The sequence below is a fragment of the Kitasatospora sp. NPDC029367 genome (assembly GCF_055569135.1).
Genome location: NZ_JBVHYH010000035.1, coordinates 59383 through 73232 on the forward strand (window position 1 = coordinate 59383; position 13850 = coordinate 73232).

Annotated in this window: 13 protein-coding genes; 3 read left to right on the forward strand and 10 right to left on the reverse strand. The window is 70.8% G+C overall.

From position 1 onward, the window contains the following. Positions 1-101: 101 nt before the first annotated feature. The 7 genes from ACZ4W5_RS20280 to arc all read right to left on the reverse strand — a co-directional run bounded on the left by ACZ4W5_RS20280 (position 102) and on the right by arc (position 8392). A complete protein-coding gene (locus tag ACZ4W5_RS20280) occupies positions 102-1091 on the reverse strand; it encodes an FKBP-type peptidyl-prolyl cis-trans isomerase (protein ID WP_360230310.1) in 990 nt (329 codons plus the stop codon). Between the two features lie 117 nt (positions 1092-1208). Continuing rightward, entirely contained in the window at positions 1209-2570 is a 1362-nt protein-coding gene (gene pafA / locus ACZ4W5_RS20285; protein ID WP_360230312.1) for a Pup--protein ligase, read from the reverse strand. A gap of 121 nt (positions 2571-2691) precedes the next feature. After that, positions 2692-3447: a proteasome subunit alpha gene (prcA, locus tag ACZ4W5_RS20290; protein ID WP_360230314.1), complete on the reverse strand. Its 756-nt coding sequence runs from the start codon at positions 3445-3447 to the stop codon at positions 2692-2694. Positions 3448-3478: 31 nt separating this feature from the next. Continuing rightward, a complete protein-coding gene (gene prcB, locus ACZ4W5_RS20295; RefSeq protein WP_360230316.1) occupies positions 3479-4321 on the reverse strand; it encodes a proteasome subunit beta in 843 nt (280 codons plus the stop codon). A gap of 164 nt (positions 4322-4485) precedes the next feature. Beyond that, positions 4486-4704, reverse strand: coding sequence for a ubiquitin-like protein Pup (locus ACZ4W5_RS20300; protein WP_360230318.1), 219 nt, complete (start codon positions 4702-4704; stop codon positions 4486-4488). A 183-nt stretch (positions 4705-4887) separates the two neighbouring features. After that, on the reverse strand, positions 4888-6399 hold the full coding sequence (gene dop, locus ACZ4W5_RS20305) for a depupylase/deamidase Dop (protein ID WP_360230320.1): 1512 nt from the start codon (positions 6397-6399) through the stop codon (positions 4888-4890). Positions 6400-6625: 226 nt separating this feature from the next. Next, positions 6626-8392 carry a proteasome ATPase gene (gene arc / locus ACZ4W5_RS20310; RefSeq protein WP_360230322.1) on the reverse strand — a complete coding sequence of 589 codons (1767 nt, stop codon included), beginning with the start codon at positions 8390-8392 and terminating at the stop codon, positions 6626-6628. A gap of 285 nt (positions 8393-8677) precedes the next feature. On the opposite strand from arc, the gene ACZ4W5_RS20315 reads away from it, so the two are divergent. After that, entirely contained in the window at positions 8678-8983 is a 306-nt protein-coding gene (locus ACZ4W5_RS20315; protein WP_360230324.1) for a ferredoxin, read from the forward strand. Between the two features lie 22 nt (positions 8984-9005). Here the strand turns inward: ACZ4W5_RS20315 and ACZ4W5_RS20320 are convergent, their stop codons facing one another. The 3 genes from ACZ4W5_RS20320 to ACZ4W5_RS20330 form a co-directional block, all read right to left on the reverse strand. After that, positions 9006-9662 carry a hypothetical protein gene (locus ACZ4W5_RS20320; RefSeq protein ID WP_360230326.1) on the reverse strand — a complete coding sequence of 219 codons (657 nt, stop codon included), beginning with the start codon at positions 9660-9662 and terminating at the stop codon, positions 9006-9008. 81 nt (positions 9663-9743) lie between these two features. Beyond that, the gene (locus tag ACZ4W5_RS20325; RefSeq protein WP_360230328.1) at positions 9744-10703 is read right to left on the reverse strand and encodes a tRNA (adenine-N1)-methyltransferase; all 960 of its coding nucleotides are present in this window, start codon (positions 10701-10703) and stop codon (positions 9744-9746) included. Positions 10704-10751: 48 nt separating this feature from the next. Continuing rightward, positions 10752-11963: a site-2 protease family protein gene (locus ACZ4W5_RS20330; protein WP_360230330.1), complete on the reverse strand. Its 1212-nt coding sequence runs from the start codon at positions 11961-11963 to the stop codon at positions 10752-10754. 206 nt (positions 11964-12169) lie between these two features. Here ACZ4W5_RS20330 and ACZ4W5_RS20335 point away from each other — a divergent pair, with 206 nt between their 5' ends. Both ACZ4W5_RS20335 and ACZ4W5_RS20340 read left to right on the forward strand, forming a co-directional pair. Continuing rightward, positions 12170-13078, forward strand: a complete 909-nt coding sequence (locus ACZ4W5_RS20335) for a RecB family exonuclease (RefSeq protein ID WP_360230332.1) — start codon at positions 12170-12172, stop codon at positions 13076-13078. After that, positions 13078-13749, forward strand: a complete 672-nt coding sequence (locus tag ACZ4W5_RS20340; RefSeq protein WP_063346919.1) for a response regulator — start codon at positions 13078-13080, stop codon at positions 13747-13749. The genes ACZ4W5_RS20335 and ACZ4W5_RS20340 overlap by 1 nt, the downstream gene beginning before the upstream one ends. Positions 13750-13850: the final 101 nt, after the last annotated feature.

The window sequence follows — 13850 nt, forward strand, 5'->3', positions numbered from 1 at the left end:
TGCGAGGGCAGTATGACAGCTCAGGATGAGGACGGACGCTTCGTTGTACGAGCGTCCGCCCAAGCGTACGGAATCCTCCCAGCGACTTCCTAGAGCGCCCGCTAGACCGCTTCCAGAATGTCGATCACGAAGACCAGCGTGGAGTTCGGCGGCACCGACCCCTGGGCCTGGTCCTTGTACCCCAGCGCCGGCGGCACCACCAGCAGCACCCGGCTGCCCACGGTCTGCCCCACCAGCCCCTTGTCCCAGCCCTCGATCACGCTGCCGGTGCCGATCTGCACGGCCTGGGCCCCGCCGTGGGTCCAGGAGGCGTCGAACTGCTGCCCGTTGCTCCACAGCACCCCGGTGTACTGCACGATCAGGGTCTGCCCGGTCTTGACCTGCTTGCCCTCGCCCTTGATCAGCACGGCCTGCTGGAGGTCTGCGGGCGCGGCCTGCCCGGCCGGGACGGTGATCCCCACCGGCGCCTTCCCGTTGTCCTTGACCTGCGGCAGCGTCGCGGCGGGCTGGGTCATGTTCCCGGTCAGCGTGGAGTCCTGCGGCAGGTCCTCCACGATGTCCAGCACGAAGACCACGGTGTCACCCTTGTTGACGCCCAGCTGGGTGGAGCCCTGCTCACCGAAGGCGGCCGCCGGCGGGGCCACCACCAGCAGCCGGGTGCCCACCTTCTTGTCGATCACGGTCTGGTCCAGCGCCGGCACCAGCTGCCCGCTGCCGGCCTGGTAGAGCTGGGGCTTGCCGTTGTCGTCGTACGAGCTGGGCAGGTCCTTGCCGGTGGTCCAGTCCTTCGCCGTGTAGTTGACGGTCACCCAGTCGCCCTTGCCGACGGTCGACCGCTCACCGTCCGTCACCGTGTTCACCACGAACTGGCCGCTGGGCTGCTGTCCCTCGGGGATGGTGATGGTCGCCTTGCTGCCGAAACCACCACCCGAAAGAGTGGGCATCGGGGAGGCCTCGCTCACCGGCGCCGGCACCGTCGGGGCCGCGCTCGCGGTGGACGGCGTCGCCGGTCCGGCCGCCTTGGGCGAGCTGTCGCAGGCGGCCGCGAGCAGCAACGGCAGGGTGAGAAGCAAACCGGCGGTGCGGCGCACGGTGGTCCTAACTGTCGGTCGAAGTCGGCTCTCCTGACTCGACGGACAGCGTATGCCCGGCATGCGTCCGGCCCCGGTAGACACCACCGGGGCCGGTCAACGCCAGGACGCGCCCGATCACATGCCGGCGATCAGCTTCTCCACCCGCTCGTCCACCGAACGGAACGGGTCCTTGCACAGCACGGTGCGCTGCGCCTGGTCGTTCAGCTTGAGGTGCACCCAGTCCACCGTGAAGTCCCGGCGCTGCTCCTGCGCCCGGCGGATGAAGTCCCCGCGCAGCCGGGCCCGGGTGGTCTGCGGCGGGACGGACTTGGCCTCGAAGGTCTTGAGGTCGGTGGTCACCCGCTTCGCCTGGCCCTTGCCCTGGAGCAGGTAGAACAGGCCGCGCCGGCGGTGGATGTCGTGGTACGCGAGGTCGATCTGGGCCACCCGCGGGTTGGACATGCTCATCTCGTGCTTCTCGCGGTAGCGCTCGATGAGCTTGTACTTCATGATCCAGTCGATCTCGGTGGCCACCGTGTCGAGGCGCTCGGTGCGCACCGCCTCCAGGGTGCGGCCCCACAGGTCGAGCACCTGGGCGATGGTGCCGGTGTTGATGCCCTTGCGGTCGGCGAACTCCAGGGCCTTGGTGTAGTACTCCTCCTGGATGTCCAGCGCGCTGGCCTCCCGGCCGTTGGCGAGGCGCACCTGGTGGGTGCCGGTGAGGTCGTGGCTGACCTCGCGGATCGCCCGGATCGGGTTCTCCAGGGTGAGGTCGCGCATCACCACGCCGGCCTCGATCAGCCGCAGCACCAGGTCGGTGGAGCCCACCTTGAGCAGGGTGGTGGTCTCCGACATGTTGGAGTCGCCGACGATGACGTGCAGCCGGCGGTAGCGCTCGGCGTCCGCGTGCGGCTCGTCCCTGGTGTTGATGATCGGGCGGGAGCGGGTGGTGGCGGAGCTGACGCCCTCCCAGATGTGCTCGGCCCGCTGGCTGACGCAGTACACCGCGCCGCGCGGGGTCTGCAGCACCTTGCCCGCGCCGCAGATCAGCTGGCGGGTGACCAGGAAGGGGATGAGCACGTCGGCCAGCCGGGAGAACTCGCCGTGCCGGGCCACCAGGTAGTTCTCGTGGCAGCCGTAGGAGTTGCCGGCCGAGTCGGTGTTGTTCTTGAAGAGGTAGACGTCCCCCGCGATGCCCTCCTCGTGCAGCCGCCGTTCGGCGTCCACCAGGAGTCCTTCGAGGATCCGCTCGCCCGCCTTGTCGTGCGTCACCAGCTCGGTCACGTCGTCGCACTCGGGGGTGGCGTACTCGGGGTGGGAGCCGACGTCGAGGTAGAGCCGGGCGCCGTTGCGCAGGAACACGTTGCTGCTGCGGCCCCAGGAGACGACCCGGCGGAACAGGTACCGCGCGACCTCGTCCGGCGACAGCCGACGCTGCCCGCGGAACGTACAGGTCACGCCGTACTCGTTCTCCAGCCCGAAAATCCGGCGGTCCATGAGCACTCCATTCTCTGTCGGAGCTGTCCGAAACCGCCTCCACGACGACTGGGCCGCCGCAGGGGCACCGGAGTCCCGTACGCCGGCGGTCCGGCCGCCGTACGGGACTCCGCAGGCACTGCTACTCCGGCGCGCTCGCCGCCGGGTTCTCGTCGTCGTCCGACTCCGCGGACTGGTCCCCGTCGAGCAGCCGGCCCAGCTGGTTGCCCAGGATCCGCTTGAACTTGCGCTGCTGGAACCGCTGGCGGTCGAGGACCGCGACCTCCAGTTGTTCCGGGGTGAGGGCGCGCGGGCTGCCCCCGTTGGGGTCGCGGGCGAGCGAGTCGACCGCGACCTTCACCGCCTCGGTGAGGCTCATGCCGACGCGGTGGCGCTGGCCCAGGTAGTTGCCGATCGAGTCGGCGTTGCCGCCGACCACGACGTAGTTCTTCTCGTCGACGACCGAGCCGTCCGGCGTGAGCCGGTAGATCTGGTCGTTGTCGGCGGTGCGGCCGACCTCGGCGACGATCAGCTCGACCTCGTACGGCTTCTCGCCGACCGAGGAGAAGATGGTGCCCAGGGTCTGGGCGTACACGTTGGCCAGGCCGCGGGCGGTGACGTCGGCCCGGTCGTAGGAGTAGCCGCGCAGGTCGGCGTAGCGGACGCCGCCGATGCGCAGGTTCTCGAACTCGTTGTAGCGGCCGACCGCCGCGAAGGCGATCTTGTCGTAGATCTCGGAGACCTTGTGGAGCGCCCGGGAGGTGTTCTCGGCGACGAAGACGATGCCGTCGGCGTAGGTGAGCACGACCACGCTGCGGCCGCGAGCGATGCCCTTGCGGGCGTACTCCGCGCGGTCCGCCATGGCCTGCTGGGGCGAGACGTAGAACGGTGTCGACACCGGCGGTCGTCCCTTTCCTGTGAGGTGATGGCTAGATCAGCGGGGCCTGCGGGCCGTTCGGCCGGTTCAGGCGCTCGTCGGTGATGGCGACCGCGATCGCCGCGACCTCCGCGTTGTCGAGCCGGCGGAAGCCGTCCGCGGTGATCAGCGAGACGATCGGGAAGATCTTGCGGGCGAGGTCCGGGCCGCCGGTGGCGGAGTCGTCGTCGGCCGCGTCGTAGAGCGCCTGGACGACCAGGGTGGCGGCCTGCTCGGCGTTCAGGCCGTCGCGGTAGAGCTTCTTGAGCGAGCCGCGGGCGAAGACCGAGCCCGAGCCAGTGGCGGTGAAGCCGTGCTCCTCGGAGCGCCCGCCGGTGACGTCGTAGTTGAAGATCCGGCCGCGGCCGAGGTCGAGGTCGTAGCCGGCGAAGACCGGCACCACCGCGAGGCCCTGCATCGCCATGCCGAGGTTGCCCCGGATCATGGTGGTGAGCCGGTTGGCCTTGCCCTCCAGGGAGAGCACCGCGCCCTCGATCTTCTCGTAGTGCTCCAGTTCCAGCTGGAACAGCCGGACCATCTCGACCGCGAGGCCGGCGGTGCCGGCGATGCCGACGGCGCTGTACTCGTCCGCCGGGAAGACCTTCTCGATGTCACGCTGGGCGATGACGTTGCCCATGGTCGCGCGGCGGTCACCGGCGATCACCACGCCGCCGTCGAAGACCGCGGCCACGATCGTGGTCCCGTGCGGGGCCTCGACCACGGAGCCCTCGGGGAGCCCGCGGTGGCCGGGCAGCAGCTCCGGCTTGTGCTCTGCGAGGAAGTCCAGGAACGAGGAGGACCCCGGTGTCAGGAAGGCAGCCGGTAGACGCCCGGTGCCACGAGTGTTGGCTTCCACACGATTCCTTCCAGGTAGCTTGAAGCGCGCATTGCCCGCACCCTACCCGCCGACGATCACCGTCCAACGCGTGGAGGGGCCGGAACCGGGACGGCCGGGCGGGCAGCGCCGCCCGACCGTCCCGGGCGGTCGCGACCGTGAATTCCCGATTACCCGGGTACGGGCTATTGCCCGCCCTTCTGCACGAATCCCCGGACGAAATCCTCGGCGTTCGACTCGAGGACCTCGTCGATTTCGTCGAGCACCGCGTCGACGTCGTCGCTCAACTTTTCCTGGCGCTCCTTGAGCTCGTCGGAATTCTGCGATTCCGCGACCTGCTCCTCAACCTCCTCGGAGGAGCGGTTTGCCCGCTGCTGGCCGCCGCCGGTGTCCTTGCTCGCCATTTCCCTCACCCCGCTCGAATCGTCTGGCACGGTTTGGTCGGTCGGTCGTTGCCGGTTGGCACCGACCCTATACACAAGGTGCGACTGCCGCTCCCGGTTTGCCGATGGTGCTCCCTGTCCAACGCCCGCTGCCACCCCGGATGATTCCCATTCGGCGGACGTTCACCCGTGGTGATCGAAAAGTTACCCGCCGGCGAGGACGCGCAGCAGGTCCTCCGCCGTGCGGCAGCGGTCCAGCAGCTCCTTGACGTGGTTGCGGGTGCCGCGCAGGGGCTCCAGGGTGGGCACCCGCTGCAACGAGTCCCGGCCCGGCAGGTCGAAGATGACCGAGTCCCAGGAGGCCGCCGCGACGTGCTCCGCGTACTGCTCCAGGCAGCGGCCGCGGAAGTACGCCCGGGTGTCCTCCGGGGGCTTGGAGACGGCCCGCTCGACCTCCTCCTCGGTCAGCAGCCGCTCGAACCGGCCGCGGGCCACCAGGCGGTTGTAGAGGCCCTTCTCGGGCCGCACGTCGCTGTACTGGAGGTCCACCAGGTGCAGCCGGGGGCTGTCCCACTCCAGGGCGTCCCGGCTGCGGTAGCCCTCCAGGATCTCCCGCTTGGCGATCCAGTCCAGCTGCCGGGAGAGCGACATCGGGTCGCGCTCCAGCCGCCCGAGGACGTCCTCCCAGCGGGCCAGCACGTCCAGGGTCTGCTCGTCGGCGTCGGTGCCGAAGCGGTCCTCGACGTACTTGCGGGCCAGTTCGAAGTACTCCAGCTGGAGTTGGACGGCGGTGAGCTTGCGCCCGTTGCGCAGGGTGATCAGGTGCTTGAGCGTCGGGTCGTGGGAGACCCGGTGCAGGGTGCGCACCGGCTGGTCGACCGCGAGGTCGGAGGCGATGAAGGCGTCCTCGATCATCGACAGGACCAGCGAGGTGGTGCCCAGCTTGAGGTAGGTGGAGATCTCGGAGAGGTTGGCGTCGCCGATGATCACGTGCAGCCGGCGGTACTTCTCGGCGTCGGCGTGCGGTTCGTCCCGGGTGTTGATGATCGGGCGCTTGAGGGTGGTCTCCAGGCCGACCTCGACCTCGAAGTAGTCCGCCCGCTGGCTGATCTGGAAGCCGTTCGCCGAGCCGTCCTGGCCGATGCCGACCCGGCCGGCGCCGGTGACCACCTGGCGGGAGACGAAGAACGGGGTGAGGTGGCGGACGATGTCGGCGAACGGCGTCGCCCGCTTCATCAGGTAGTTCTCGTGGGTGCCGTAGGAGGCGCCCTTGTTGTCGGTGTTGTTCTTGTACAGGTGGATGTTCTGCCCGTTGGGCAGTTCCAGCGCGCGCTGGGCGGCGGCCGCCATGATCCGCTCGCCGGCCTTGTCCCAGAGCACGGCGTCGCGCGGGTTGGTCACCTCGGGCGAGCTGTACTCGGGGTGTGCGTGGTCCACGTAGAACCGGGCCCCGTTGGTCAGGATGACGTTGGCGAGGCCGATGTCCTCGTCGGTCAGCTGGCTGGCGTCCGCCACCTCGCGCGCGAGGTCGAAGCCCCGCGCGTCGCGCAGCGGGTTCTCCTCCTCGAAGTCCCAGCGGGCCCGCCGTGCCCGGTGCATCGCCGCCGCGTACGCGTTGACGATCTGGGACGAGGTGAGCATGGCGTTGGCGTTGGGGTGCCCGGGCACGGAGATCCCGTACTCGGTCTCGATGCCCATAACGCGCCGTACGGTCATGCGGCCCTCCTTGCCCGGTGCCCCGCCCCCGGCGGGCGGAACACGCTGACGTACCGCTGAACAACACCGGCGCCGGACATCTGCCCGCGGACGGTGGGTCGAGCCTATTTCCGTGCCGTGCGGCGGGCCCCGAGACGCGCCGTCCGGCTGCGGGGCCGCGAGGCGCCACAGCCGGACGGGGTGCGTACAGCTCCGGGGACCGTCGCCGGCCCGGACAACCGCGTGCTTACAGGTACTGCCCCGTGTTGGCGACAGTGTCGATGGAGCGGCCGGACTCGGCGCCCTGCTTGCCGGTGACCAGCGTGCGGATGAAGACGATCCGCTCGCCCTTCTTGCCGGAGATGCGGGCCCAGTCGTCCGGGTTGGTGGTGTTCGGCAGGTCCTCGTTCTCCTTGAACTCGTCCACGCAGGCGGCGAGCAGGTGGGAGACGCGCAGACCGCGCTGACCGTGGTCGAGGAAGTCCTTGATGGCCATCTTCTTCGCCCGGTCGACGATGTTCTGGATCATGGCGCCGGAGTTGAAGTCCTTGAAGTACAGGACCTCCTTGTCACCGTTGGCGTAGGTGACCTCCAGGAAGCGGTTCTCCTCGGTCTCCGAGTACATCCGCTCCACGACCGACTGGATCATCGCCGCCACCGTGGCGCCCACGGAGCCCTCGTGCTCCTTGAGGTCGTCCGGGTGGAACGGCAGCGAGTCCTTGAGGTACTTGGAGAAGATGTCCTTCGCGGCCTCGGCGTCCGGGCGCTCGATCTTGATCTTGACGTCCAGGCGGCCGGGCCGCAGGATCGCCGGGTCGATCATGTCCTCGCGGTTCGAGGCGCCGATGACGATGACGTTCTCCAGGCCCTCCACGCCGTCGATCTCGGCGAGCAGCTGCGGGACGATGGTGTTCTCCACGTCCGAGCTGACACCGGAACCGCGGGTGCGGAACAGGGACTCCATCTCGTCGAAGAAGACGATGACGGGCGTGCCCTCGCTCGCCTTCTCCCGGGCCCGCTGGAAGACCAGCCGGATCTGCCGCTCGGTCTCGCCCACGTACTTGTTGAGCAGCTCCGGGCCCTTGATGTTGAGGAAGTAGCTCTTCCCCTGGGGGCGGCCGGTGACCTCGGCGACCTTCTTGGCCAGCGAGTTGGCGACCGCCTTGGCGATCAGCGTCTTGCCGCAGCCGGGCGGGCCGTAGAGCAGCACGCCCTTGGGCGGGCGCAGCTCGTACTCCTTGAAGAGGTCGGCGTGCAGGTACGGCAGCTCGACCGCGTCGCGGATCAGCTCGATCTGGTTGCTCAGGCCGCCGATCTGGCGGTAGTCGATGTCCGGGACCTCCTCGAGGACCAGTTCCTCGACCTCGGACTTCGGCACCACCTCGTACACGTAGCCGGAGCGGGGCTCCAGCAGCAGTGCGTCGCCGGCCCGGACGGTGATGTCCCGCAGCGGTTCGGCGAGGCGCACCACCCGCTCCTCGTCGGTGTGGCCGATGACCAGGGCGCGCTCGCCGTCCTCGAGGATCTCCTTGAGGGTGACGATCTCGCCGATGCGCTCGAAGGCCATCGCGTCCACGATGTTGAGGGCCTCGTTGAGCATCACTTCCTGGCCGCGCCGCAGTTCGTCGAGGGCGACGTTCGGGCTGACGTTGACGCGGAGCTTGCGACCGCCGGTGAAGATGTCGGCGGTACCGTCCTCGTTCGCCTCGAGGAAGGTGCCGAATCCGGCCGGGGGCTGTGCCAGCCGGTCCACTTCCTCCTTGAGGGCCACGATCTGGTCGCGGGCCTCGCGCAGGGTGGAGGCGAGTCGTTCGTTCTGGGCGGTCACGCCGGCCAGGTTGGTCTGGAGCTCGACGATCCGCTCTTCGAGGATTCTCGAATTGCGCGGCGAGTCGGCGAGCTTGCGGCGCAGTACGGCGATTTCCTGCTCAAGGTACGAGACCTGAGCGGCCTCGTCGGAACCACGAGCGGGCCTGCCGGTGCTGCGGTTGTAGTCGTCATCGTGGGCTGCCACGGTCCTCACCTCCTCCGGGGAGCTGGACGCTTCCAGACCCTACCTGGGACCAGGGGTCCGTAAACCCCTAGATCAAGAAAGATGGAACGGGCGTGTCCGATCTTCGCCCCAGCGTGCTTCCCCTCTGCTAAGGGGATACCCACCGCGCACCACCCAAAGCGGGCCAGATGTATCGTCGGGCGAAGTGATATCCGATCGCGACCGCGGTGGTGGGTCCGATCGTTGTACGAATGGCGGGATTGCTCCAGGAATAGGGGCGACCCGGGACAGAAACGGCAGGGGACCATGTCGGTGACCGAGCAGACCGCGGCAGCGGCCGAGGAGCTGGAGGTGTGGATCGACCAGGATCTGTGCACCGGCGACGGCATCTGCGTCCAGTACGCACCGGAGGTCTTCGAGCTGGACATCGACGGACTCGCGTACGTGAAGGGCGAGGACGACGAACTGCGCCAGCAGCCCGGGGAGACCGCCCCGGTGCCGCTGACGCTCCTTCAGGACGTGGTGGACTCGGCGAAGGAGTGCCCCGGCGACTGCATCCACGTGCGCCGGGTCGCCGACCGGGTCGAGGTCTACGGGCCCGACGCCGACTAGCGGTTCGGGCCGCGCGCAGGGTTCAGGTCGCACTGACCGGGGCGGCGGTCTGGGAGCGTTCCCAGCCGCCGCCCCGGTGCGTCCAGGTGAGGTCGAGTGAGAGGTCCGGGCGGAAGCGCGGCACCTCGTCGCTCGAATACCCCTGCGCGCGGCCGGTGATGGCGCCGTCGGAGCGCACCGCGAGCCGGCTCAGGGTCAGGTTCTCCCGCTCGGTCAGCAGGGTGGCGACCACCACCGGGCGCCGGTCCGGGCCGAAGCCGAGCAGGTAGACGGATTCCGGCGGGGTGCCGGTGTCGGTGCCGCACTGCGCGGCGACGACCGTACCGGGGCTGCCGTCGCCCAGGTCGGCGGGCACGCTGAGCACCGTCCTGACCGGGAACGGGCCGCAGTCCATGGGCAGTTGGGCCTTGGCTGGATCGGGGGCCGCGCTCGCCGCGAGCGCCTTGGGGGTGCCGCCGCGGGCGGGCAGCGGGGTGCCGGTCGCCGGGGAGGCGGCGAGTGCGGCGGCCACCACCGCGCCGCAGCCGGCCAGGGCGAGGGCCCAGTGCCAGGGTGCGGTCCGTGCGTGACCGGGCCGGGTGCGGCCCTGCGGTGTCTGCTGTCCGGCCGTCGCCGTCGTCCCGACCGCGGTCTCCACCAGGCGTCCCCTCCAGAGCTCCAGGAGCGTGTGAGCGAGCATCGTCCCACACCGGGGTGAGCGGCAGACGAAAGGGGTGGTGCGAGCGCGATGCTCGCACCACCCCTGGTGTTCGGGCCGGGCTCAGCCCAGGTCGGGCTGCTCGGAGTCGGTGTCGCGGGCCGCCCTGCGGGCCGCGGCGCGCTCCTGGAGGGACGGCTCGGGCGCCCCGCTGTCGTAGTCCTCGCCGTAGGCGCCCTTGGCCGGGCGGCGGCGGCGCAGCGGCGGCTCGACACCGTCCGCCAGGCGGCGGGCGGTGAGCAGGAAGCCGGTGTGGCCGATCATCCGGTGGTCCGGGCGGACGGCCAGGCCCTCCAGGTGCCAGGTGCGGACCATGGTCTCCCAGGCCTGCGGCTCGGTGAAGGTGCCGTGGTCGCGCAGCGCCTCGACGGTCTTGGACATCTGCGTCGTGGTGGCCACGTAGCAGCAGATCAGGCCGCCGGGGACGAGCGCCTTGGAGGCGACGTCCAGGCACTCCCAGGGGGCCAGCATGTCGAGGATGACACGGTCGACGTCGGTCTCGACCAGGTTGTCCTGGAGGTCGCCGACGGTCAGCTTCCACGCCGGGTGCGGGCCGCCGAAGTAGCGCTCCACGTTGCCCTGGGCGATGTCCGCGAAGTCCTGCCGGCGCTCGTAGGAGGCCAGCATGCCCTGCTCGCCGACGGCGCGCAGCAGGTACGTGCTGAGCGCGCCCGAGCCGACACCCGCCTCGATCACCCGGGCACCGGCGAAGATGTCGGCCATCGCCAGGATCTGCCCCGCGTCCTTGGGATAGATCACGGCGGCGCCGCGGGGCATGGACAGGACGTAGTCGGGGAGCAGGGGGCGCAGCGCGAGGTACGGGACGTTCCCCGTGGTGCGCACGACCGTGCCTTCGGGAGCGCCGATCAGCTCGTCGTGCGGGAACGCACCCTTGTGGGTGTGGAACTGGTTCCCGGCCTGGAGCGTGAACGTGTAGTGGCGACCCTTGGGGTCGGTCAGCTGGACCTGGTCCCCGACCTGGAAGGGCCCGCGTCGGCGGGCGGCACCGGTCGGTTCGGACATGCGGCCAATCCTAAGGGAAGCGGGGCGTCCCGCCTCACCAGGTCCTGCTCAGCGGCCGGAGACGGCCGCCGTGAGGCGCTGTTCGATGTCGCTGAGCGCGGCCACGCCGTAGATCCGGCCGTCCGCCTCGACCACCAGGTACTCCCCCGCCGGGGTGGCCTGGACGGCCCGCAGCAGGTCCTCGCCGCCGAGGTCGGCGTCCAGCCGCAGCCCGGGTTCGAGGTCGCGGGCGAGCGGGCCGACGACCACCCAGGGGCGGCGGTGCTCCGGAACGGCCCGTACCGCGGACTCCCGGACGATGGCGATCGGCTCGCCCCGGCCGTCCACCACCACGACCGCGCCGGCCTCGGCCTCGCGGGCCCGGCGCATCGCCTCGCCGAGCGGGGTGTCGGCGGTGACCTCGACGGTGCGGCGGGCGAGGTCGCGCAGCCGCAGGGCGGGCAGCGCCTCCTTGAGCCGGGCGTTGCGCAGGCTCCCGGTGGCACCGTTCCAGATGATCGCGGCCAGCACGGCGGCCAGCACCGCGTCCACCAGGGTGTCGGTGGTGGTGCGCTCGGCGCCGCGGGAGGCGCTGACCAGCGGCAGGCCGAACAGCACCGCGACGGCCAGCCCGCGGCCGATCCAGGCGGCCGCCACGGTGCCGGTCATCGCCCTGCCGGTGATCGCCCAGACCACCGCGCGCAGCATCCGGCCGCCGTCCAGCGGCAGGCCGGGCAGCAGGTTGAAGGCGGCGACCACCAGGTTGGAGACCATCAGGCCGGTCAGCAGCACCCCGGGCACGCTGGACAGGTCGACGGCGCGCAGCGCCAGGTAGAAGACCCCGCCCAGCACCAGCGACAGCAGCGGGCCGACGAAGGCCAGCCAGAACTCGCGCCAGGGGCTCTCGGCCTCGTTCTCGATCTCGGAGACGCCGCCGAAGAACTGCAGCTGGATCCGCCGCACCCCGAGCCGGTAGCGCAGCGCGACCAGGGTGTGGGCGAGCTCGTGCACCAGGACGGAGGCGTAGAAGGCGACCGCGAAGAAGAACGCGAGCAGATAGCGCTCACCGCTGCCGAGTTCGGGCAGCACGTCGCCGAGCTGCCCGCCGAACACCCAGGTGATCAGCGCGGCGATGACGAACCAGGACGGGGTGACGTAGACGGGCACGCCGAAGGGGCGCCCCATCAGGAGGCCGCCGCCGTGCTCCGGCGGGCGCCCCTTCGGGCGTCCGCCGTCCTGCGGTGGCTGGTCGGAGGTCTGCTGCCCCCTGGTGTCGCTCACCGTGATCCCTTCGGTCGTCCGCCGTCGTGCCCCGGTGCGCCCACGCTACGTGATCGCGGCCACTCGGCGGCGCGCGCCCCTCTGCCAGGGTTCATACCCACTGGACCGGCCCCGGACCGGACCGGGGCCCGGCCGACCGCCGGGAAGGGGCACCGCGGCAGCCCGGTGGCAGCGGGATGACAGCAAAGGGCAATAGGGTCGTAGCCATGCAGCAGACCGACACCAGCAGCGCCGCCGGGGCCCCGGCGCGCCCGGCGGCGCCCCCGACCGGGCTCTCCCCGTCCCGTGCCGGGGACTTCCTCACCTGTCCCCTGCTGTACCGGCTGCGGGTGATCGACCGGCTGCCCGAGCCGCCGAGCCCGGCGGCGACCCGGGGCACGCTGGTGCACGCGGTGCTGGAGCGGCTGTTCGACAGCCCGGCGGCCGAGCGGACGCCGGAGCGGGCGCTGGGCCTGCTGCGTCCGCAGTGGGAGCGGCTGCTGGGCGAGCGCCCGGAGCTGGGCTCGCTGTTCCCGGACGACCCGGACGGCGCGGCGCTGACCCGCTGGCTGGCGGACGCCGAGAAGCTGGTCGGCCAGTGGTTCCGGCTGGAGGACCCGACCCGGCTGCACCCCGTGGAGCGCGAGCTGTACGTGGAGACGGCCCTGGAGTCGGGGCTGCTGCTGCGCGGCTACATCGACCGGGTGGACGTCGCCCCCACCGGCGAGGTCCGGCTGGTGGACTACAAGACCGGCCGGGCGCCCTCGCGGGACTTCGAGGGCAAGGCGATGTTCCAGATGAAGTTCTACGCACTGGTGGTGTGGCGCTGGAAGGGCGTGATCCCCAAGCGGCTCCAGCTGGTCTACCTCGGCGGCGGCGGGGACGTGGTCAGCTACGACCCGGACGAGGCCGACCTGCTCGCGGTGGAGCGCAAGCTGCAGGCGCTGTGGGAGCGGATCGCCCAGGCGGTGGCCACCGGGGACTTCCCGGCGACCCGCAACCGGCTCTGCGACTGGTGCGACCACCAGGCCAGCTGCCCGGAGTTCGGCGGCACCCCGCCGCCGTACCCGCTGCCGCTGGCCCGTACGTCGGATGAGAGCGATCCCACGGGGGATCCGATGAGCAAGGAGTCCTAGTGACGATCCGAGTGCTGCTGGTCGACGACCAGCCGCTGCTGCGCACCGGTTTCCGGATGATCCTGGAGGCCGAGTCCGACCTCGTGGTGGTCGGCGAGGCCGGTGACGGTCAGCAGGCGCTGGACCAGGTCCGGGCGCTGCAGCCCGACGTGGTGCTGATGGACATCCGGATGCCGCGGATGGACGGCGTCGAGGCGACCCGTCGGATCGCCGGTCCGGGTCGGGACGGCCCGGCCAAGGTGCTGGTGCTGACCACCTTCGACCTGGACGAGTACGTGGTGGAGGCGCTGCGCGCGGGCGCCAGCGGCTTCCTGCTCAAGGACGTCCCGGCGGAGGAGCTGGTGCAGGCGATCCGGGTGGTCGCGGACGGCGCGGCGATGCTGGCGCCGAGCATCACCCGCCGGCTGCTGGACATGTACGCCACCAAGCTGCCCTCGGGCGAGGAGGCCCCGCCGCAGGCGCTGAGCGCGCTGACCGAGCGGGAGTTGGAGGTGTTGAAGCTGGTGGCGCGCGGGCTGTCGAACGCGGAGATCGCGGCCGAGCTGTTCGTCAGCGAGACGACCGTGAAGACCCACGTCGGCCACGTGCTGACCAAGCTCCAGCTGCGCGACCGGGTGCAGGCGGCGGTGTACGCCTACGAGAGCGGCCTGGTGCGGCCGGGCGCGCTGTAGCCCGGGGAACGCGACGGCGGGGGGGGGGGGGGGGGGGGGGGGGGGGGGGGGGGGGGGGGGGGGGGGGGGGGGTGTGTTCGGTTCTGTTTCTCTCTTTTTCT